This window comes from Streptomyces sp. NBC_00989 (assembly GCF_045162655.1).
In the GTDB taxonomy this organism is placed as follows: domain Bacteria; phylum Actinomycetota; class Actinomycetes; order Streptomycetales; family Streptomycetaceae; genus Streptomyces.
Map to the genome: position 1 here is coordinate 5960397 of NZ_CP108728.1, position 20374 is coordinate 5980770.

At 71.3% G+C, this 20374-nt stretch carries 18 protein-coding genes; 6 read left to right on the plus strand and 12 right to left on the minus strand.

Annotated elements, in window-relative coordinates; translation table 11 throughout:
* Nucleotides 1–7: 7 nt before the first annotated feature.
* The 5 genes from OG714_RS26295 to OG714_RS26315 form a co-directional block, all read right to left on the minus strand.
* Nucleotides 8–2068 (minus strand): copper resistance CopC/CopD family protein, encoded by a 2061-nt coding sequence (locus OG714_RS26295; RefSeq protein WP_406124558.1) that lies wholly within the window; start codon nucleotides 2066–2068, stop codon nucleotides 8–10.
* A 15-nt stretch (nucleotides 2069–2083) separates the two neighbouring features.
* Nucleotides 2084–2533 (minus strand): copper chaperone PCu(A)C, encoded by a 450-nt coding sequence (locus OG714_RS26300; protein ID WP_406124560.1) that lies wholly within the window; start codon nucleotides 2531–2533, stop codon nucleotides 2084–2086.
* Nucleotides 2530–3180, minus strand: coding sequence for an SCO family protein (locus OG714_RS26305; RefSeq protein ID WP_406124562.1), 651 nt, complete (start codon nucleotides 3178–3180; stop codon nucleotides 2530–2532). Before OG714_RS26305 ends, OG714_RS26300 begins: the two co-directional genes overlap by 4 nt.
* A 92-nt stretch (nucleotides 3181–3272) precedes the next feature.
* On the minus strand, nucleotides 3273–4001 hold the full coding sequence (locus OG714_RS26310) for a YcnI family protein (RefSeq protein ID WP_406124564.1): 729 nt from the start codon (nucleotides 3999–4001) through the stop codon (nucleotides 3273–3275).
* Nucleotides 4002–4171: 170 nt separating this feature from the next.
* On the minus strand, nucleotides 4172–5017 hold the full coding sequence (locus OG714_RS26315) for a hypothetical protein (protein WP_406124565.1): 846 nt from the start codon (nucleotides 5015–5017) through the stop codon (nucleotides 4172–4174).
* Nucleotides 5018–5253: 236 nt separating this feature from the next.
* Here OG714_RS26315 and OG714_RS26320 point away from each other — a divergent pair, with 236 nt between their 5' ends.
* From OG714_RS26320 to OG714_RS26330, 3 genes are all read left to right on the plus strand, one after another.
* Nucleotides 5254–5700: an ATP-binding protein gene (locus OG714_RS26320; RefSeq protein WP_406124567.1), complete on the plus strand. Its 447-nt coding sequence runs from the start codon at nucleotides 5254–5256 to the stop codon at nucleotides 5698–5700.
* Between the two features lie 107 nt (nucleotides 5701–5807).
* Nucleotides 5808–6740, plus strand: coding sequence for an intradiol ring-cleavage dioxygenase (locus tag OG714_RS26325; RefSeq protein WP_406124569.1), 933 nt, complete (start codon nucleotides 5808–5810; stop codon nucleotides 6738–6740).
* Between the two features lie 9 nt (nucleotides 6741–6749).
* Nucleotides 6750–7583, plus strand: a complete 834-nt coding sequence (locus OG714_RS26330) for a triphosphoribosyl-dephospho-CoA synthase (protein ID WP_406124571.1) — start codon at nucleotides 6750–6752, stop codon at nucleotides 7581–7583.
* A gap of 103 nt (nucleotides 7584–7686) precedes the next feature.
* Here OG714_RS26330 and OG714_RS26335 read toward each other — a convergent pair whose 3' ends face one another.
* The 4 genes from OG714_RS26335 to OG714_RS26350 form a co-directional block, all read right to left on the minus strand.
* Nucleotides 7687–8940: an MFS transporter gene (locus OG714_RS26335; protein WP_406124573.1), complete on the minus strand. Its 1254-nt coding sequence runs from the start codon at nucleotides 8938–8940 to the stop codon at nucleotides 7687–7689.
* A gap of 132 nt (nucleotides 8941–9072) precedes the next feature.
* Nucleotides 9073–10476 carry a PLP-dependent aminotransferase family protein gene (locus OG714_RS26340; RefSeq protein ID WP_406124575.1) on the minus strand — a complete coding sequence of 468 codons (1404 nt, stop codon included), beginning with the start codon at nucleotides 10474–10476 and terminating at the stop codon, nucleotides 9073–9075.
* A gap of 130 nt (nucleotides 10477–10606) precedes the next feature.
* Nucleotides 10607–12073, minus strand: a complete 1467-nt coding sequence (locus tag OG714_RS26345) for an aminopeptidase P family protein (protein ID WP_406124576.1) — start codon at nucleotides 12071–12073, stop codon at nucleotides 10607–10609.
* Nucleotides 12074–12166: 93 nt separating this feature from the next.
* Entirely contained in the window at nucleotides 12167–13720 is a 1554-nt protein-coding gene (locus OG714_RS26350) for a PP2C family protein-serine/threonine phosphatase (protein ID WP_406131953.1), read from the minus strand.
* Between the two features lie 462 nt (nucleotides 13721–14182).
* Between OG714_RS26350 and OG714_RS26355 the strand changes: the two genes are divergently transcribed.
* Together OG714_RS26355 and OG714_RS26360 are read left to right on the plus strand one after the other, a co-directional pair.
* Nucleotides 14183–14848 carry a bifunctional DNA primase/polymerase gene (locus OG714_RS26355; protein ID WP_406124578.1) on the plus strand — a complete coding sequence of 222 codons (666 nt, stop codon included), beginning with the start codon at nucleotides 14183–14185 and terminating at the stop codon, nucleotides 14846–14848.
* A gap of 56 nt (nucleotides 14849–14904) precedes the next feature.
* Nucleotides 14905–15471: a hypothetical protein gene (locus tag OG714_RS26360; RefSeq protein ID WP_406124580.1), complete on the plus strand. Its 567-nt coding sequence runs from the start codon at nucleotides 14905–14907 to the stop codon at nucleotides 15469–15471.
* Nucleotides 15472–15715: 244 nt separating this feature from the next.
* Here the strand turns inward: OG714_RS26360 and OG714_RS26365 are convergent, their stop codons facing one another.
* The 3 genes from OG714_RS26365 to OG714_RS26375 form a co-directional block, all read right to left on the minus strand.
* On the minus strand, nucleotides 15716–16705 hold the full coding sequence (locus OG714_RS26365; RefSeq protein ID WP_406124581.1) for a DUF5926 family protein: 990 nt from the start codon (nucleotides 16703–16705) through the stop codon (nucleotides 15716–15718).
* Between the two features lie 117 nt (nucleotides 16706–16822).
* The gene (locus OG714_RS26370; RefSeq protein WP_406124583.1) at nucleotides 16823–17383 is read right to left on the minus strand and encodes an ATP-binding protein; all 561 of its coding nucleotides are present in this window, start codon (nucleotides 17381–17383) and stop codon (nucleotides 16823–16825) included.
* Between the two features lie 230 nt (nucleotides 17384–17613).
* Nucleotides 17614–18447 (minus strand): glycerophosphodiester phosphodiesterase, encoded by an 834-nt coding sequence (locus OG714_RS26375; protein WP_406124585.1) that lies wholly within the window; start codon nucleotides 18445–18447, stop codon nucleotides 17614–17616.
* Nucleotides 18448–18705: 258 nt separating this feature from the next.
* Between OG714_RS26375 and OG714_RS26380 the strand changes: the two genes are divergently transcribed.
* A complete protein-coding gene (locus tag OG714_RS26380; RefSeq protein ID WP_406124586.1) occupies nucleotides 18706–20235 on the plus strand; it encodes a S1C family serine protease in 1530 nt (509 codons plus the stop codon).
* Nucleotides 20236–20374: the final 139 nt, after the last annotated feature.

A 20374-nucleotide genomic window follows, 5' to 3' on the forward strand; every position in this document is an offset into this window, starting at 1 on the left:
GCGTGGTTCAGCCGATCTGCGCGTTCTTGTCGACGGTCGTCTGGTCGATGTCGGAGGTCCGCACGGTCACCGAGATCTTCCAGTCGCCCGCCATGGGGATCTGGATTCCGTTCGCGGCCCAGTGCCCGGTGGCGATGCGGTCGGGCGTCACGGGCAGCGGGCCGATCTTCTTCGCGGCGAGGGTGAAGGCGACCTTCACCTCGGGCACGTCGAAGGCCCGGCCGTTGGGGCGCTGCACATAGACGTGCATCTCGTTGCCGCCCACCCGCGCGGGGTCGAGGTCGAGCCGGATGACGCCCTTGCCGTCCGTGCCGCCGGTGTCGAAGGACATGTCCAGGGTCAGGGCGCCGGCGGACGACGAGGAGGAGGAAGAGGAGGAGGCCTTGGCCGCCTTGGCGTCCTCCTCCGTGCGGCCCGGTTCGGTGGTCGTCAGGGCCGTGGTGACGGCGAGGACGACGACGGCGACGGCGGCCTCGGCGAGCACCGAGCGGCGCAGCCCGAAGCGGACCGGGTCGGCGTCCCGCAGCCGCTTCCGCAGGGCGGTGTCCACGGCGGTCCGCTGACGGGCGAGTTGGGCGGCGCGCCGGGAGGCACCGGCCGACTCGGAATCGGCGCCCTTGGTGGACGCGGTCTCGTCGGAGTCGGCCTCGGCGGCCGCGGTGCTGCTGGCGACACCGGTCTTGGCAGAGGTCGTAGCGCTGGAGGCACTGGCCTCGGCGGACGCCGTGGCGCTGGAGTCGGCGGTCTTCGTGGACGCGCTGACGTGTGCCTTCTCCTTCTCCTTCTCCTTCTCCTTTTCCGGCGCGCGTTCCTCGACGGCTGTCGTGGCCGTCGCGGTGGTCTCCGCCAGCCGTCCGGTCCAGCGTCGCGAGATCGACGCGATGCCGACGAGCAGCGCCACGAGGCCGATCTTCACGAGCAGCAGCTGCCCGTAGCCGGTGTCGGTGAACGCCGACCAGGAGCCGAGCTGGCGCCAGGACTGGTAGATGCCGGTCGCGACAAGCGCGAGGACGCTGCCGAACGCGATGCGCGAGAAGTTCTGTACGGCGGTCCGCCCGACCTGGTTGTCGGCGGGCGCCCGGTAGAGCGAGATGAGGAGGGCGGAGAGGCCGCCGAGCCAGAGTGCGACGGCCAGCAGGTGGACGACGTCGACGGGCATCGCGATGCCGGGCTGCAGCCCGGTCGAGGCGTGCTCGGCCAGCGCCCAGCTCGCGGCGAGCCCGGCGGCCACCACACCGCCGCCGATCGCGAGACCGAAGGTGAGGTCCCGCTTCTCCTCGTCCTCCCGCTTGTCGTACGCCCCGAAGAGCACGGCGATGAACAGCGCGGCGGCGGCGAGCAGCAGCAGCCGGGAGACGAGGGCGGCACCCGTCTTGGTCTGGAGGACCTGGCCGAGGAGGTTCAGGTCGAAGATGTCGCCGACCTTCCCGCTGGTCGTGTACGAGCCGCGCAGGAGCAGCAGCCAGAGCGTGGCCCCGGTGAGCGAGACCCAGCCGGAGACGACCAGCCGCTGGAGGGCGCGCACTCCGGCGCCGCGCTGCCAGCAGGCCAGGACGAAGGCGGCGCCGCCCACCATGACGATGAAGCCGGCGTACGACATGTAGCGCCCGAAGCCGTACAGCCCGCCGACGAGTCCGCCGCCCACGTCCTGGTCGGAGACCGAGACGGTGGTCTTGGAGGGGGCGCCGACGGAGAACGTGAAGGCGCCGGCCACGGGGTGGCTGTCGGCCGACACGACCTGCCAGGCCACCGTGTACGTGCCGTCGGGCAGGCCGCTGCGGACCTGGATGGCGTACGTCGTACCGCTGATGTTCGACGGTTTGCCGACGTCGACGCGTTTGCCCTTCGGGTTGAGCACGCGCAGCGAGTCGTCGTTCGTCGACACCTTCTCGGAGAAGGTGAGCGAGATCTGCGTCGGAGCCTTGTCGACCACCACCCCCGAACTGGGGTCGCTGCCGGTCAGCGCGGCGTGCGCGGAGGCCGTACCCGCCCCGGCGAAGAGCATGCCGGTGACGGCCAGGAGCAGCAGCACCAGATTGCGGACGCGGGGGGTGATGGTCGTCTTCAAGGTGGGGTCCCTCCCTCAGTGCCCGGTCGTGGGGTTGTACGTCGCCGACTTCACGGGCATCTCAACCGTGAGAGGGCCGGACTTGGCAAAGTGCAGCTTCACGGTCACGCTGTCGCCCTGCTTCAGGGTGTGCTTCAGCTTGTCGAACATCAGGTGGTTGCCCCCGCTCTTGAACACGAGTTGACCGTGTGCGGGCACATCGAGGGACTTCACCTCCTCCATCGCCTGGCCGACCGTCTCGTGCACGGAGACCGGGCCGAGGTCGCTGGTGACGGAGGTCAACTCGTCCTTCGCGCCCCCCTTGTTGGCGATGTCCAGGAAGCCCGCCGCCATGTCCGAGACCGGCTGGGGCATGTAGGCGGAGCTGACGGAGAGCTGGGCCTTCGTGTCGTCCGAGCCGCCGCAGCCGGTGAGGACCAGCGCCCCCGCCAGCACCACGACACCGGACGCGACCGCGTGTCTCACGGGTTCTCCCCCTTGATGATCTTGGGGAGGTCCTTGGTGTAGTCGTCGACGGTGGTGTCCTGGCCGTAGAGCAGGTAGCCGCCGTTGGTCTTCGGGGAGAACGCGACGACCTGGGTGCCGTGGACGGAGACGAGCTTGCCGTTCTTGTCCTTCGAGGTCGGCTCGATGGAGATCCCGATCGAGCGGGCGCCGGCCTGGATGGTGGCGAAGTCGCCGGTCAGGCCGACGAACTGGGTGTCGATGCCCTTGAGCCACTTGCCGAGCTCGGAGGGGGTGTCGCGGGCCGGGTCGGTGGTGACGAACACGACGAGCAGCTTGTCCTGCTCGGCCTTGGGCAGGGACTTCTTGGCGACGGCGATGTTGTTCATCGTCAGCGGGCAGATGTCGGGGCAGTGGGTGTAGCCGAAGTAGATCAGCGTCGGCCGGCCCTTGGACTCCGCCCGGAAGTCGTACTTCTTGCCGTGCGTGTCCGTGAGGACCAGGTCCGGCTTCTCGAACGGGGTGTCGAGCACGGTGGCGGCCTGTGTCGCGGTGTCCTCGGAGACCACGGAGACGGGGCTCTGGCCGCCGTCGCCGCTCCCGCAGGCGGAGAGCGTCAGGGTGGCGGCGGCGAGCAGAACGGCCGCCGCGAACGTCTTCTTGCGCATAGAGAAATGTCCCAGTTGTGAGAGCTCCGGCGCGCACCGGGGTCGGACGCAAGAGTCGCACGGACCCCTGTGCGCGCCATGAGTGACGGGCCTCAGACGGTCGTACGCCGTCGGCCGGCGAGAACGCCGTACGCCACGCCCGCCGCGCCGACGGCGATGCCGACCACGCCGAGGACGCGGGCGGTGGTGTCGGAGGAGTCGGCGGACGACGAGGTGGAGTCGCTGGCGGTGGTCTCGGTCTTCGCGTCCTTGTCGGAGGCGTCCTCGGCGGTCGCGCCGGAGGCCGGGGCGGCGGTCAGCGCGAGCGTCGGAGCCGGGTTCTCGGGCTCCTCCTCGCCGTCCTTCTGCACCTCGATCCAGCGCACGACCTGCTTGTCGGAGTATGTCTGCAGCGCCTTGAAGACGAGCTGGTCGGCGTCCGTGGGCAGCATGCCGACGGAGACCGGGAACTTCTGGAAGTAGCCCGGCTCGACGCCCTTGCCGGTCGCGGTCCAGGTGACCTTGGTGACGGCCTCGGTGATCGTCTCGCCGTGCATTTCGGCCGGCTTGGCGAGCTTCGACTTGGTGACCTTGACCGTCCAGCCGCTGATCGGCTCCGGCATCACGGAGGCCAGCGGGTGGTCGGTCGGGAAGTTCACTTCCAGCTTGGTGGTCGAGGCGTCGTCACGCTCGTTCGGGACCTTGAAGTCGACGACCGCGTAGCCGCCCTTGACGGCCGCGCCCTCCGGCTGCACGGAGACGTGCGCGAAGGCGGGGGAGGAGAGGACGAGCACGGCCGAGCCGGCGACGGCAGCGGCGGCGGCGATACGAGAGGTCTTCATGGAAAGGAGCACTCCACTTCGAGTTCGAGTGAGTTCCGGTGGTGAAGAGGGGGCGCGTGGTTCCCCGGGTGAAGCAGGGGTTTCCCGGCTGGGAAAGACGGGCACGCGCGTGTGCCGCACGACGGCGGCCTCTCCACGCACGGAAGGAGTGCGGTGGTGGTCGCGTCGCGTCAGGCGGCGAGGGTGAGTGCGGCGGCGGGTGGCCCGCGGCGGATCACCGAGTGCTGGAGCGCGGTGGTGTGCGGCGCGGGCGGCGCGAACAGGGCGGTACGACGCGGGCGCGGGCCCGCCTCGGGCGCCCCCGGCAGCCCGGCCCGCAGGGCGCGCACCAGGGCGAGGGCCCCGCGCAGCGACCGTACGAGCGCCCCTTCCGCGACTCCGTGCGCCGACAGTTCCATCAGGCGCAGCAGCGCCAGGTCCCCGCGCCGCAGCAGCCAGCCCGCGGCGAGCGCCGCGAGGACGTGACCGAGCAGCATCGACAGGGACGGGAATAGCGACATGGAGGAAGCGGCGGAGGTGGACATGGCGTCCGCCGGGTGATGCATCGACCCCATGGAACTCATGGAGCCCGTCGAGCCCATCGAGCCCGAAGTCGGCAGCAGCCGCGCGTCGGTCAGGATCTGCTGGGCCTGCGCCGGGCTGATCGCCGCGGCGGTGGTCCCGCACAGGAGATGCGCGGCGCGCGCGACGAGCGTGGCGTCGGACGCGGACAAGGTGCCCGTGGCCGACGTACCGGCGGCCGTCTGGCCGAGCCCGAACAGCGTGTGCAGCACGGTCTGTCCGACCGCGAGCAGTGCCGCGATCCCCGGCAGCGAGCGCTCACGCCCGGCGAGCGGGGCCACGACGAGGAACGTGACGAGGAAGCCCGCGCCCAGTGTCCACAGCGGAACGGTGGCGCAGGAGGCGATCGCATGACCGGCCGCGGCCAGCACGACACAGACCGCGGCGAACACCGCGGCCCGCAGGACCCGGAGTTCACCTCCGGAGCGCGCCGTACGTGGGTGGGGGGCAGTCATGGCGGGCTCATCATCGCACCGGCCGTATCGCCGCCATACGGCAGGTCCGCAACATCGGGGCCGTAGTGTGTCGTACGTCACAAAGCTCACTCTCCGACGTGAGCTACCTCCGGATACACCAATTACGTTTGGGACACATCCCCCATATGGGCGGCATCACGTCAACTCCGTGCTTACACAGGGGCACTGGCGGCAATAGGTATCACTATGTCGAGCCGCGGCCGGGAGGCTGGAGCATGAGCATCTGGTGGTCACTCCATCTGAGGCGCGAGGCCGCGAGCGTGCCACTCGCCCGGCGACTGTTCCTCGGCACGATGGAGACCGCGGGCGTCGACCCGGACATCTCCTACGACCTCTCCGTCGCCCTCAGCGAGGCGTGCGCCAACGCCGTCGAGCACGGCGGCGACACCGCGCACGGCACGACCTCGGAGGCGTACCGGGTCACCGCGTACCTCGACGGCGAGAAGTGTCGTATCGAAGTCGCGGACTCGGGCCCCGGATTCGCCCGCACGCAGTCCGTCAGACCGGCGCCGAGCGAGGCCGAGAACGGCCGCGGCCTGTGTCTCATCCAGGAGCTCGCCGACCACGTCCACATCGGCAACAAACCGGGTGTGGGCGGCGCGGTGGTGAGCTTCGACAAGATCCTGAAGTGGCGGAAGGACGCGCCGCTGATGGCGGTGTAGCGCGTCGGGGCGCGTGGTTCCGGCCGACTTCAGCTTTCTGAGGATTCTTACCTTGCGCACAGCGCACGCCCATCTCCTTGAGGGCGGCCGTCCCTAGTTTCGTGATCATGACGGGAAACCACAGAGACAAAACCATCAGCCGGCGGCGCGCCCTCGCGGTGACCGGCGGGACGGTCGCGGCCGGCGGGCTGGTGGCCGCCGGCTTCCAGTCGGCGTTCGCCGACACCGCGGACACGACGGCCGACGCGGACGCGACGGCCTCGGCGAGTTCGACCGGCAGCGAGTGCATGACGCTGATGACGAGCGTCACGGAGGGCCCCTACTACCTCGACGGTGCCTTGGTGCGCAAGGACATCACCGAGGGCAAGGCGGGTGTCCCGCTCACCCTGCGCCTGACCGTCGTCGACGCCACGGACGGCTGCACCCCGGTCAAGGGCGCGGCCGTGGAGATCTGGCACTGCGACGCCTGGGGCTACTACTCCGGCTACACCACCGCCAACCCCGGCGGCTCGGCCCCCGCGGAGAGCGAGGAGGGCGACTCCGCCAACGACCAGACGTACCTGCGGGGTTACCAGGTCGCCAACGCCAACGGGGTCGTCAAGTTCGAGACGATCTTCCCGGGCTGGTACACGCCCCGCACCTGCCACATCCACGTCAAGGTGCACACCGGCGGCGAGAAGGAGGACGGCACCTACGAGGGCGGCAAGGTCAACTACACCGGCCAGCTGTTCTTCGCCGACGACATCGCCGAGGAGATCTTCACCCTCGACCCGTACTCCAAGCACACGGGCTCGTACACCGTCCTCGCCGACGACATGGTCTACGACGGCGGTGGCGCGACCAGCGGCCTCCTCACCCTCAAGGCCGTGCACAAGAAGGACCCGTCCAAGGGGTACAAGGGTTCGCTGACCCTCGGCGTCGACCCGGACGCCGAGAGCACGGGCGCGGGCAGCGGCGGAGGCGGTACGCCCCCGAGCGACGCCCCGACGGGCACGCCGCCCAGCGACAGCCCCTCCCCTTCGGCCTCCGCCTCCTCGTAAGGTACGACGATGCAGAGCCGCGAGGACGATGCACTGGCGCGGGCCGCCGTGGACGCGCTCACCGGGCAACTGGCCCTGGCTCCCAAGCCGGGACTGCCCGACCCGCGCGACCTGGCCGCCCGCACGACCCGCGTGGACCACCGCGCCCTGCGCTGGTCCGCCAAGGCACTGACACCCGGCCTCGCGGCGATGGCGGCGGCCGCCCGCCGCACGGGCGAGCCGACTCCCGTGCTGCGCGCGGAACTCGGCGCGATCGGCCGCTGCACGGAACACTCCGTCGCGCTCGCGGGCGGCGGCCACCGCGGCGCCCTGTGGGCACTCGGCCTCCTGGTCGCGGCGGCCGCCCTGGACCCGCGGGCCGGGGCCAAGGACGTCGCCGCGACCGCGAAGCGCATCGCCGCCCACCCCGACCGACGCGCCCCGCGCAGAGCCTCGCGCGGCTCCTCGATCTCGGCGAAGTACGGCGCGGCCGGTGCGCGGGGCGAGGCGAAGGCCGGATTCCCGCACGTACGGCGGGCGTTGGACACCCTCGCCACGACCCGCGCGGCCGGGGCGACGGAGACACAGGCGCGCCTCGACGCGCTGCTCACGGTGATGTGCACCCTCCAGGACACCGAACTCCTGCACGCCGTGGGCCCGTTGGGCCTGCGGCACGTCCAGGCGGGCGCCCGCGGCGTCCTGGAGGCGGGCGGTACGGCGACGACGGCGGGTGCGGAGGCCCTGGCCGCCTTCGACACCGACCTGCACGCACGCGCGTGGAGCCCTCGCGGAAGTGCGGGGCTCCTGGCGGGCGCGCTGTTCCTGGACTCTCTCCCGGTCAACTCACTGGCGTGGGCGGCCTGAACCTGAAGAGGACCGGTGCCGGTCACCCACCGGTGCGGGCGGCGTGACCGGACCGGTGCCGGCCAACTCGCCAGTGCCGGTGACGTGACCGGACCCGTGTCGGTCAACTCGCCAGTGCGGGTTGCCTGTTCACCTCACCCGCCTCGCCCTCCTCGTCGGTCTCCCGACCGGCGGCGGCCGCCCTCCGCACCGCCGGCCCCATCGCGTACGACGCCACCACGGTCGCCCCGCCCAGCAGCAGCCAGCCCGGCGTCCCCCACTCCAGGAGGAGGGACGTCAGCACCAGGGGACCCATCGTCCTGGCCACGGTGACGCCGGTGCCGAAGAAGCCCTGGTACTCGCCCACCCGGTCGGCCGGCGCCAGGTCGAAGGAGAGCTGCCAGGAACCCGCCGACTGCCCCATCTCGGCGGCTACTTGGAGCACCGCCCCGACCACCAGCGCCCCCACGGCCACCCACGGCGACGCGCCCGCCGACAGCGCGAACACCGCGCAGGCCGCCAGCATGATCCAGCCGGACCGCCGCACCGCGCGCGTGGCCGACGCGAGCCCCGTGATCCCGCGGGCCGTGCGCACCTGGAAGACCATCACCGCACCGGTGTTGAGCACGAACAGCGCGGAGACCAGCCAGGTCGGCGCGTCCGTCCGCTCCGCGATCCACAGCGGCAGCCCGAGGCTGAGCAACGGCATCCGCAGCAGCAGCACGGTGTTGAGCAGCGTGACGACGACGTACGGCCGGTCCCGCAGCACACCGAGACCGCCCGCCTTCCGCACCTGGACGCCCCGCACCGACGGCAGCCGCACCAGCAACCCCGCGCACACCAGGAAACTCACCGCGTCCAGCGCGAACACCCCGAGGTACGCCGACCGCGTCCCCGCCCGCAGCGCGAGCCCGCCGAGGCCCGCGCCCACCGCGAGACCGGCGTTCAGCGTCGACTGGAGGTGTGCCAGCAGCCCGGTCCGCTCCCCGGCGGACACCAGCCCCGCCAGCAGCGCCTGCCGGGCCGCCGCGAGCCCCGACTGCGCGGACGCGTAGGCACACGCGGCGATCACGAACGGCACGAATCCCCGTACGACGAGGAAGGACGCCACCGCGAGCCCCGTCGCCAGCGCCAGCAGCACCGCCGTACCGCGCGGTCCACGCCGGTCGGCCAGCCGCCCCAGCGGCACCCCGACCAGCGAACCGACGGCCCACGCGAGGGTGAGCCCGAGGCCCACGCGCGCGGGGGCGAGCCCGACGACGCGGGTGAAGTACAGCGCCGAGGTCACGTAGTAGGCGCCGTCGCCGACCGAGTTGGTCAACTGGGCGAGTGCGAGGGTGCGTTGCGGGCCCGCGGGCGGGACGAGTGAGTTCGTCATGCCTACGACGGTAGAGCTCGGTTGGACCCGTCAGAAGGCCCAATCGGTCGCTCTGTCATTGGCCCAATCCGGCACCTCGCCCGGCCCTCGCAGGTCCCCTCCAGAAACCCGCCCGGCTCCCCTCGCGCACCCTCACGCCCCCTCCAGCACCCGCCCCAACGCCTCCAACGCCTCCGGATACACCCGCTCCCGAGGCGTCCCGTAGCCCACGACCAGCCCCTGCGGCCGCCCGGCGGGCCCGTCCCCGTCCTCGCCCGCCGCATGCCAGTGCTCACCGAGCCGCCCGACCGCGAGCCCTTCCCTCTCGGAGCGCGCGAGCACGGTCTCCTCGTCGGTCACCTCCACGAGCGCGTGCAGCCCCGCCGCGATGCCGTAAACGTTTGCGTGCGCCCCCAGCCGGCCGAGGAGCTGGTCGCGGCGGCGCCGGTACCGCAGTCGGCACGCGCGCACGTGACGGTCGTAGGCATGGCTGTCGATCAGTTCGGCGAGCGCCAACTGGCCGATGGTCTCGGTGTGGTGGTCGCTGTGCAGCTTGGCGTCGGCGACCGCGTCGACGAGGTGGGGCGGCAGCACCATCCAGCCGAGCCGCAGCGCGGGCCCGAGCGTCTTGGAGGCGGTCCCCAGGTACACGACCTGGCCGGGTGCCATCCCCTGGAGCGCGCCCACGGGCTGGCGGTCGTAGCGGAACTCCCCGTCGTAGTCGTCCTCGACGATCAGGCCCCCACGCGCGCGTGCCCAGTCGGTCAGCGCCCGTCGGCGCTCCGGGTGCAGGGTGACGCCGGTCGGGTACTGGTGGGCCGGTGTCACCACCACGGCCGCCGCGTCCCCCAAGTCCTCGGCGCGGGCGCCCCGTTCGTCGACCCGTACGGGCACCACGCGCCCGCCGTTGTGCCGCACCACCTCCCGGTGGAACGGCAGCCCCGGGTCCTCCATGGCGACCTCGGCGACCCCACGGACCGCCGCCGCGTCCAGCACGCGCGTGAGGAGCGCGAGTCCCTGTACATACCCGGACGTGATCACGATCCGCTCCGGCGGCGCGATCACCCCGCGCGCCCGCCCTAGATATCCCGACAGCGCGGTGCGCAGTTCGATACGGCCGCGCGGATCTCCGTAGTCGTACGCCAAGGAGGGTGCCGTCGCGATGGCGCGGCGCAGCGAGCGCAGCCAGGCCGCCGCCGGGAACATGCCGACGTCGGGGCTGCCGGGCCGCAGGTCGAAACGGGGTACACGCGCGCGTGCCGCCGCGCCCGGTGCCTCCGCGTCGACGGAGGGCAGCCGCGCGACCTGGGTGCCCGAGCCCTGTTGCGCGGTCAGGTAGCCCTCGGCGACGAGCTGGTCGTAGGCCGCCTTCGCGGTGCCCCGGGAGACGCCGAGTTCGGTCGCGAGGCGCCGGGTGGCGGGGAGGCGGGTCCCCGGGGCGAGCCGGCCGTCGCGTACGGCGTCCCGGAGGGCGCGTTCGAGGCCGACCCGGCGGCCTCCCCCGGGGTCGGGTTCCAGGTGCAGATCGACCCCGACGCCGGACCAGAAGTCGTTCACGAAAAAGCCCTCCCCCTAGGCGCGTTCATGAAAGAAGCCCTCCCCCTAGGCATGCGATCGGCACACGAATGGCCGGGCACCGCAGGTGTGCCCGGCCATCAGTCTTCTATCAGGTGTCCGCTGTCGACTGTCAGCCCTTGAGGGACGCCATCCAGCTCTCGACCTCGGCCGAGGTGCGGGGCAGGCCGTCGGACAGGTTCCGGTTGCCGTCCTCGGTGACGAGGATGTCGTCCTCGATGCGGACGCCGATGCCGCGGTACTCCTCGGGGACGGTCAGGTCGTCCGCCTGGAAGTACAGGCCGGGCTCCACCGTGAGGACCATGCCGGGCTCCAGGGTGCCCTCGACGTACGTCTCGGTCCGCGCGGCGGCGCAGTCGTGGACGTCCATGCCGAGCATGTGGCCCGTGCCGTGCAGCGTCCACCGGCGCTGGAGACCCAGCTCCAGGACGCGCTCCACGGGACCCTCGACAAGACCCCACTCGACGATCTTCTCGGCCAGCACGCGCTGCGCCGCGTCGTGGAAGTCGCGGTACTTGCCGCCCGGCTGCACCGCCGCGATACCGGCCTCCTGGGCCTCGTACACGGCGTCGTAGACCTGCTTCTGGATCTCGGTGAAGCGGCCGTTGACCGGCAGCGTGCGCGTCACGTCGGCGGTGTACAGGGTGTGCGTCTCGACGCCGGCGTCCAGGAGGAGCAGGTCGCCGGAGCGGACCGGGCCGTCGTTGCGCACCCAGTGCAGGGTGGTGGCGTGCGGGCCCGCGGCGCAGATCGAGCCGTAGCCGACGTCGTTGCCCTCCACGCGCGCGCGGAGGAAGAACGTGCCCTCGATGTAGCGCTCGCTCGTGGCCTCGGCCTTGTCGAGGACCTTGACCACGTCCTCGAAGCCGCGGACCGTCGAGTCGACGGCCTTCTGCAGCTCGCCGACCTCGAACTCGTCCTTGACCAGGCGGGCTTCGGAGAGGAAGACCCGCAGCTCCTCGTCGCGCTCGGCGGTGACCTTGTCGGTCAGCGCGGCCTCGATGCCGGCGTCGTAGCTCCGTACGACGCGTACCGGGCCGGTGGCCTCGCGCAGGGCGTCGGCCAGCTCGCGGACGTCGGAGGCGGGGATGCCGTAGAGCTTCCCGGCCTCGGTGAGGGAGTGGCGGCGGCCGACCCACAGCTCGCCCTGGCCGGAGAGCCAGAACTCGCCGTTCTCGCGGTCGGAGCGCGGCAGGAGGTAGATCGTCGCCTTGTGGCCCTCGGTGGCCGGCTCCAGGACGAGGACGCCGTCCTCGGTGAGGTTGCCCGTCAGGTACGCGTACTCGACCGATGCCCGGAAGGGGTACTCGGTGTCGTTCGAGCGGGTCTTCAGGTTGCCCGCGGGGATCACCAGGCGCTCGCCCGGGAAGCGCGCGGAGAGCGCGGCGCGGCGGCGGGCGGTGTGCTCGGCCTGCTCGACGGGCCGCAGATCGTGCAGCTCGGTGTCGGCCCAGCCGGACTTCATGCTCTCGGCCAACTCGTCGGACACGCCCGGGTACAAGCCGTTCTTCCGCTTCTTGATGGGCTCCTCAGGCTCCGCTTCCGGGGTCTCCGGATTGAGCTCGTCGGCCACGGTCATCCTCCTAGATACGGCACTGGACCCCGTCCATCGTACGGTCGTACGGAAGGGGGCCCAGGGCCGTATGGCCTGTTACACATGGCGTCCGCGCGACTACTCGAAACGGGCCGCCAGAAGGACGACGTCCTCGTCGCTGTCGGCCGTGTCGAGGCCGTCCGGCAGGACCGTCCGCAGGACGTGCTCGGCGATCTGGGCCGGGTCGTCGCGCAGCGCCTTGGGGACGCTCGCCGCCGCCGCGTGGAGGCGGGCGAAGGCGCGGTCCATGGGGTCGCCGGTGCGGTGCAGCAGCCCGTCCGTGTAGAGCAGCACCGTCTCGCCGGGCTCCGCCTCCACCTCCACGCTCGGCGCCTCCCAGCAGGCCAGCATGCCCAGGGGCGCGGAGACGGAGGTCTCCACGAACTCCGTGCGCCGCTCGCCGACCAGCAGCGGCGGGCTGTGTCCGGCGCCGGCCAGGGTGATCTTGCGCAGCGCGGGCTCGCAGTAGGCGAACAGGGCGGTGGCCGAGCGGGCGGGTTCGGTGAGCCTGAGGAGGAGTTCGAGGTCGGACAGGACCGCGACCGGGTCCTCGCCCTCCATCACCGCGTACGCCCGCAGGGACGCGCGGAGCCGGCCCATCGCGGCGATCGCGCTCGGCCCGGAGCCGGTCACCGAGCCGACCGCGAGGCCGAGCGCGGCATCGGGCAGCGGCAGCGCGTCGTACCAGTCGCCGCCGCCGCGCGGACCCGTGCGGTGCAGCGCGGCGAGCTGCACGCCGCCCACGCGGGGGAGCCGGGACGGCAGCAGCTCCTCGGCGATGGTCGTCATGCACGCACGCGTGCGCTCGACTTCGAGGACCCGGGCCAGATGCTCGGTGGCGTACCGGGCGTACAGGCCGACGAGATGGCGCTGCCGCTCGATCGGTTCGGCGGGCTCGTCGTACAGCCACACGGCGGCGCCAAGCCGGCCGGCCGCGTCGGTCGCCAGGGGCAGCGCGTAACTGGCCGCGTAGCCCAGGCGTACGGCGACCTCGCGGTGGCGCGGGTCGAGGGCGTCCTCGGCGAACAGGTCGGGGTGGACGATCTCGCCGCCCTCGCCGCCGGGAGCGCCGACAGGACCGTCGAGGAGCTGGCCGTAGGACATCTCCCCGCGCGGGACGGTCTCGATGTGGCCGAGGTCGGAGCGGGCGAGGCCCAGGCCGATGGTGGTGTCGGGGCCCAGGCCGTCGCCGGGTTCGAGGACGACGAGTCCGCGGCGGGCGCCCACCAGGGCGGCTCCGGCGCGCAGCAGCTCCTGGAGTGCTTCGTCGAGTGCGTCCGTGCGTGCCAGCCGCTCCGTGAGTTCATGGAGGGTCGTGAGATCGGACACCCAGCCGGCGAGACGGTCCTGGAGCAGGGCACTTGGCGCGTTCGGAGCGGTATCCGGCGGGTTCTGGGTGTTCGAGGAGGGGCTTGGTGGGGTACCGGTGGCGGCAGGCGCGGGCGCGACAGTGTGTGCGGGCGAGGGAACCGTTGAATCGATTCCAGCCACTTTCGAAGGGTGCGGGGCGTTCATGGCGTCCGGCTTTCCGACCGGTGCGTATTGCTCAAAAGCATCGCAAACCCCCATGTCATTCTGCGCCGCTGGCAGTGTCTCCACATGTACACGCACTCGTGAGGGGATGTCCAGCATTGTCCTGCTGGGATTCCTGGTGTCCATGGGTTCGCCGGGGGTATTTCGCTCTCCTCTTGCGGATTGGCAAAGTTGGCTTAAAACTGCATCAGGGGACGGTCCATTGCGGTCGACTGGGTTTGCTCGACGGAGCGTCACAGCGGTCGTGATGGGTACGTACTCGGAGAAGGCCAGGGGTGGCTGGGGGCCACCCGGAACCTGGTGAAGGACCCGGGCGTCTTAACCACCGACGATCGTGCCCCATCCTCCCGTGGCGGAGGCGGAGAGAACTACGCGGGACGGCAAAACGCCAGACTTCGCCACCCCCAATCGCCACGCCCATGCTTTTCAAGCACGCACGGGTTCCCCTTGCCGAAGGCAGGGGTGTGATGCGCCAACAGGTACGCACAGTGAAGTGATCGACACATGGTGTGATGTGGTCCTCGGTGTTGCCAGCGGTGCAACGGAAAGGAACGAGCGCTCATGCGCGAGATCCTCGGAAAGCGACGCAGGCTCCTGTCCAGGCGAGACAACAGGAGGTCTGAGATGCTCAGCGCGGCCCTGACCTTCGCGACAGAATGGCAATGGCCCGTCCTCCCGGGCGTGGCACCGGATCCCCAAGGACGCGCTCTCTGCGGCTGTCCGGATCCGGAGTGCACGGTCCCCGGCGCACACCCCTTCGACCCCGGCCTCCTCGCGGCCACCACCGACGCCCGCATGGTGCGCTGGTGGTGGGGCAACCGACCCGCCGCCCCGATCGTCCTCGCCACCGGCGACAAGGCTCCCTGCGCGGTCAGCCTGCCCGCACCCGCGGCCTCCCGGGCCCTCGCCGCGCTCGACCGCCAGGGCATGCGCCTCGGCCCGGTCGTCGCCGCGCCGACCCGCTGGTCGCTGCTCGTCAAGCCGTACTCCCTGGAGCAGTTGGGCGAGCTGCTCTACGCCAAGGACCACGTCCCCGGCTCGCTCCGCTTCCACGGCGAGGGCGGCTATCTCGCCCTGCCCCCCTCCGAGACCGGCCAGGGCCAGATCCGCTGGGAGCGCGCACCACTGCCCGGCTCGTCCTCGCCCTGGGTGCCCGACGTCGAGGCCGTGGTCGACGCCGTGGTCGAGGCCCTCACTCGTACGGGTGTGAGCGCGCCCGAGTTGTAGGGGTGTCGGGCGTGCGCGGGACATGGCGCCCGTAGTAGGTCGTTATCTTCCGCTGTATGAACCTTCGTCTGCTCGCCCTCGCGGGCGTCGCGGTGTGCGCGGTCGCGCTGCCGCTGGCCGTGGCGTCCGCGGGACCCGTACGCGACGAGGGTCACGCGGTCGTACGGTCCCTGGTCCACTCCCCGGATTCCACCGACGCCTCCGGCGGCGACGCCAAGGCGCCGTCCGTCGCGCCCTCGCCCGGCCGCTCCCCGCTGACGCTCGGCCTGGGACTGGCGACGGCGGCCCGCTGCGGACCCGAACTCTCCTCCCCCGACGGCATCGAGGCGCAGACCTGTGTCATGACGCAGGGTGAGGACACCTGGGCGCGCACCTACTACCGCAACGCGACCGGCGACGACCTGGACGCGGTGCTGAGCCTCATGGGTCCGGCGGACCGCACCGTGCAGATGCACTGCGTCGTGGCGGCCGAGGACGAGCCCGCGCTGTGCGAGACACCCCGGGAGCGGACACGGGGCGAGCTGGGGGCCTACACGGCCGTGGCAGAGTTCGCCGGGCGGAGTGGGACCGGGCCGCTGCTGCTGCGCTCGGGGAGCAACTCCTCGGCGCCTACGGCGAGTTGACGGACGGCATCGTTCCGTACACGCGGGCCGGGCATGAAAAGACCCGGTTGCTGGCGACGGGGGATGCACCAGCAACCGGGCTACTCGAACGGTAACAAGAGATCGGCGGTTAGCAAATTCGATCTCGGCTATTCGGACACCGACTTCCCTTTCACAACGGGGAGTTGTGACAGGAGTCACCCGAGTGAACAGGCCTGTTGCGGCTGAACGGTCGGTCAGTCGAACCCTTGGCCCATTCCGGGTGTCAGCTCAGCGTGACCTGCCGGTTGGTGAGGCCGCCCCGCGCGCGGCGCTCGTCCGCGGTGAGCGGTGTCTCCGTGGCCAGCGCGGCGGTGAGGCGCTCGGCGAACTCGGCGGCCGGCTTCTCGATGTCGTCCGCGCCCAGTCCGCTCGGCAGGTCCCAGACGGGCACGGTCAGCCCGTGAGCACGGAAGGACCCCACGAGACGGGTGCCTTCACCGAGACTCGAGCGGCCCGCCGCGTGCAGCCGGGCGAGACCGTCCAGAAGCTGCTCCTCCGGGTACGGCATGACCCAGCGCAAATGGTTCTTGTCCGGCGTCTCGCACCAGTACGCGGCGTCCACGCCCTGGAGCTTCACGGTCGGGATGGCGGCGGCGTTGGCGCGCTCCAGGGAGGCGGTCACCTCCGGCGCCGCGTTCTCCGCCTCGGGGACCCAGAATTCGAAGCCCGGGTGCACAACTGGCTCGAACGCGCCTTCCGGGTCGAGCAGGTCCTGAAGTCGCGGACCGCCGGCCGGTGCGCGGCGGGCCTGCACCGGAGTACCCGGCTCGGCGGCCAGCGCGCGCTGGAGGGTGTCGGCGAGGTCGCGGCTGATGTCGCCGGAGGCCGTGTCGTTCTGGAGGCCGAGCAGCACCGAGCCGTCGTCCCGGCGCAGGGCCGGCCAGGCCATCGGCAGCACCGTGGCGAGCGTGACCGACGGGACTCCCTCGGGGAGACCGCCCGTCAGGGGCAGGGCGACCGTGGCCGCGGGCACCAGCTCGCGCAGCGCGACCCAGTCGCCCTCGCCGGGCAGCCCCTCGAAGGGGCGCTGCACCAGCTCGGTCACCGCGTGGGCGGCGGCCCGGCCGTGGCAGGCCTTGTAGCGGCGGCCGCTGCCGCAGGGGCAGGGTTCGCGGGCACCGACGACCGGAAAGTCTCCATCAGCGCCCGCGGCGCGGGCCCCGTCGCTGAGCTGCGGCCGCTTGGCCGTGGTCTGGGGGCGCTTCTTGGCCATCGTGGGTGTCTCCCGGTTACGGCTCGTCTCGTACGGGCGGGAGCCTAGCCGTTCACGCCATGACCGACGGGAGCCTGTGGACAACCCGGCGGGTGTGGACAGGTGCCGACCGGCTGATCAGTCCAGGTCGTCGAACGCGTCCGCGAACTCCAGGCGGGGGATCGCGGCGGCCGCGGAGACCGTGGGGGTGGTGACGCGCGTAGCGAAGTCGTGACGTCGGTGTCCGGCATCCGGATCGGGGACGTCGTCCTGCACGACGACCCACACCGTGACCTCGCCCCGGGTGTCGTCCCGGACGCCCCAGTCGTCGGCCAGTGCGGTGATGATGTTCAGCCCGCGTCCGCCGCGCGCCGTCACCGACGGGGTGGCCGGAGCCGGGCGGGTCGGGCCGCCGCCGTCCGTCACCTCGACCGTGAGCCGTCCGCCCGTGTCCACGCGCCAGGCGCACCGGACGTCGCCGTCACCGGCCAGGGCGTCGCCCAGGGGCCGGCCGTGCTTGCACGCGTTGCTCAGGAGTTCGGAGAGGATCAGTACGGCATCGTCGATGACCGCTTCCGACACACCGCCCGTGCGCAGCTGATCGCGCATGCGATGTCTTGCTTCCCCCACGCCCGCAGGGCCATGGGATACGGCCATGCTCGACGACGTGGGCACCTCTTGTGCCACCACCAACGCCACCCCCGAGACCTCCTTCGCCCCACGCCACGGTGTGGATGCCCCATTGGCCTGTACCGGAAACCGGCCAATCCACGTTCAGTGACGCATTCGCAACGATCGAACACGGACCGAACGCGCCGGTGCACTCCCTGTAATCGAGTGGCTTGTTTTCGATGGTGTGGCCGGGTTCGGAGGATGGTGCAGGTGGGGTGCCCGGGTCAAGGGGTGTTTAGGGGTCTTTATGAGGTTCTTTAATGTTCCCGGCCGAGCTGGCTCAGAACGGCCCCCGGCCGGTTGGTGATGATGGCGTCAATGCCCAGGTCAACGCAGAGATCGACGTCCTCGGGCTCGTTGACGGTCCACACGTGCACCTGGTGACCGGCGTTTTTCAGCCGCTCGATGTACGCAGGGTGATTGCGCACGATCCGGATCGAGGGGCCTGCGATCCGGACACCGGCCGGAAGTCGACCGTCCCTCAGGCGGGGCGAGAGGAACTGCAGCAGGTACACCGTCGGCAGCGTCGGCGAGGCCGCCCGCACCCGGTGCAGCGAGCGTGCCGAGAAGCTCATGACCCGTACCGGGGAGTCGGCGGCGGAGGCCGGGGCGTCCAGGCCGAAGCGCTTCAGGAGCACCAGCAGCCGTTCCTCGACCTGTCCCGCCCAGCGCGTCGGGTGCTTCGTCTCGATGGCCAGCTCCACCCGCCGGCCCGCGTCCGCGACGAGTTCGAGCAGCCGCTCCAGGGTGAGCACCGAGGTGTCCTCGCGGTCCTCCGGGAGGTGCTCCCAGTCGGGCTCCTCGTCCCGCGTCGTCCGGGAGTCGCGGCCCTTCCAGGAACCGAAGTCGAGGGTGGCCAGATCGGCGAGCTCCAGCGCCGAGACCGCCCCGCGCCCGTTCGACGTCCGGTTGACGCGGCGGTCGTGCACACAGACGAGATGGCCGTCGGCGGTCAGCCGTACATCGCATTCGAGGGCGTCCGCACCGTCCTCGATCGCCTTCTTGTAGGCGGCCAGGGTGTGCTCGGGGGCCTCTTCGGAGGCTCCGCGGTGGGCGACGACTTGGATCCGGTGCTGCCGTGCGAGGGTCACCGCGTCATGGTGCCACCGCCAAGGGGTACACGTGGAACCAAGAACGTGTAGGTATACGCCTTTTTGGTGTGAATGACACCTTATAAAGGATCGCCATGAACCCACAGGCACCGCTTATGGTGCCCTGACGGCCGGTGGGAAAAGCTGACGGCATACAAAAGTACATGCACAGCTGTTTCGCGCCGGACCGATCGACAAGCGTGAAGAGTGTGACCGCATGCTTCCGAGAACAACAGCCGTGGACCGAGGAGAAGAGCTGTGAGCACCGAGAACGAGGGCACTGAGGTACCCCCGGCCCCGTCTGCACCTCCTGTGCCGGTGGAATCTCCCGCAGCTTCCCCGCAGGCGGCCGCGGCCGAGGGGAGCGCGCCCACGACGCAGCTCCCGCCGGTGCCTCCGGGCGCCCCGCAGGACACGCCGTACGCCGGCCCCGCGCCCGCCTACGCCGCCGCGCCCCCGCAGGGCACGGGATCCGCTCCCGACGCCGCCTGGCCGCCCCCGCCGCCCGCCACCCCGTCGTACGCCGACGCAGGCACGGGCACGGGCGGGTACGGCGGCGAGGGCGTCGGCGGATACGGCGGCGACACGGCCGCCGGTGCGGGCGGGTACGGAGGCGACGGCTGGGGCACCCCGTACCAGCAGCCCGCGCCCAAGAAGCCCGGCAGCGGACGCGGCGGCCTGATCGCCGCGGTGCTGATCGCCGCGCTGGTCGCCGGCGGCCTGGGCGGCGGCCTCGGCTACACGCTGGCCAAGGACAACGACGACAACAGCAACTCCACCACCGTCTCCGCCGACACCGGCAGCAGCGCCTCCGTGAAGCGCAGCCCGGGCACCATCGCGGCGGTCGCCGCCAAGTCCCTGCCCAGCACGGTCACCATCGAGGCCGAGAGCACCAGCGGCGAGGGCGGCACGGGCACGGGCTTCGTGTTCGACACCCAGGGCCACATCGTCACCAACAACCACGTCGTCGCCGACGCGGTCGACGGCGGCAAGCTCACGGCGACCTTCCCGGACGGCAAGAAGTACGACGCCGAGATCGTCGGCCACGCCCAGGGCTACGACGTCGCGGTCATCAAGCTGAAGAACGCCCCCGGCAACCTGAAGCCGCTCGCCCTCGGCGACTCGGACAAGGTGGCCGTCGGCGACGAGACCATCGCGATCGGCGCCCCCTTCGGCCTGTCCAACACGGTGACCACGGGCATCATCAGCGCCAAGAACCGCCCGGTGGCCTCCAGCGACGGCAGCTCCACCAGCAAGGCGTCGTACATGAGCGCCCTGCAGACCGACGCCTCGATCAACCCCGGCAACTCGGGCGGCCCGCTGCTCGACGCCCAGGGCTCGGTCATCGGCATCAACTCCGCGATCCAGTCGACCAGTAGCGGCGGCCTCGGCTCCACCAGCCAGTCCGGCTCGATCGGCCTGGGCTTCGCCATCCCGATCAACCAGGCGAAGTACGTCGCCCAGCAGCTGATCAAGACCGGCAAGCCGGTGTACGCCAAGATCGGCGCCTCCGTCTCCCTGGAGGACAGCACCGCCGGCGCGACGATCACCGCCGAGGGCGTCAGCGGCTCCTCCTCGGTGGAGGCCGGCGGCCCCGCGGCCAAGGCGGGCCTCAAGGCCGGCGACGTCATCACCAAGCTCGACGACTCGGTGATCGACAGCGGCCCGACCCTCATCGGCGAGATCTGGACCCACAAGCCGGGCGACAAGGTCAAGATCACGTACAAGCGCGGCGGTACGGAGCACACGACCGACCTGACCCTGGGATCGAGGGTCGGCGACAGCTGATGCGACTGACGCAACTGACGTAGCGTCATATGGTCGGCCGATCGGGCCGGGTGAGGACTCTCCTCGCCCGGCCCGATCGTTTTGTGCCCTCCACGCGTGCGTGCACCACGAGGGAACCGGATTCCTCCCTGCGGCGAAG

What these genes read in the sequence shown, in the direction of transcription:
- OG714_RS26320 (WP_406124567.1), top strand. Translation starts at nt 5,254, where the DNA reads ATGAGCATCTGGTGGTCACTCCATCTGAGGCGCGAGGCCGCGAGCGTG.
- OG714_RS26360 (WP_406124580.1), top strand. Translation starts at nt 14,905, where the DNA reads ATGAACCTTCGTCTGCTCGCCCTCGCGGGCGTCGCGGTGTGCGCGGTC.
- OG714_RS26365 (WP_406124581.1), bottom strand. Translation starts at nt 16,705, where the DNA reads ATGGCCAAGAAGCGCCCCCAGACCACGGCCAAGCGGCCGCAGCTCAGC.
- OG714_RS26310 (WP_406124564.1), bottom strand. Translation starts at nt 4,001, where the DNA reads ATGAAGACCTCTCGTATCGCCGCCGCCGCTGCCGTCGCCGGCTCGGCC.
- OG714_RS26325 (WP_406124569.1), top strand. Translation starts at nt 5,808, where the DNA reads ATGACGGGAAACCACAGAGACAAAACCATCAGCCGGCGGCGCGCCCTC.
- OG714_RS26345 (WP_406124576.1), bottom strand. Translation starts at nt 12,073, where the DNA reads ATGACCGTGGCCGACGAGCTCAATCCGGAGACCCCGGAAGCGGAGCCT.
- OG714_RS26315 (WP_406124565.1), bottom strand. Translation starts at nt 5,017, where the DNA reads ATGACTGCCCCCCACCCACGTACGGCGCGCTCCGGAGGTGAACTCCGG.
- OG714_RS26330 (WP_406124571.1), top strand. Translation starts at nt 6,750, where the DNA reads ATGCAGAGCCGCGAGGACGATGCACTGGCGCGGGCCGCCGTGGACGCG.
- OG714_RS26335 (WP_406124573.1), bottom strand. Translation starts at nt 8,940, where the DNA reads ATGACGAACTCACTCGTCCCGCCCGCGGGCCCGCAACGCACCCTCGCA.
- OG714_RS26355 (WP_406124578.1), top strand. Translation starts at nt 14,183, where the DNA reads ATGCGCGAGATCCTCGGAAAGCGACGCAGGCTCCTGTCCAGGCGAGAC.
- OG714_RS26305 (WP_406124562.1), bottom strand. Translation starts at nt 3,180, where the DNA reads ATGCGCAAGAAGACGTTCGCGGCGGCCGTTCTGCTCGCCGCCGCCACC.
- OG714_RS26350 (WP_406131953.1), bottom strand. Translation starts at nt 13,720, where the DNA reads ATGCTGGACATCCCCTCACGAGTGCGTGTACATGTGGAGACACTGCCA.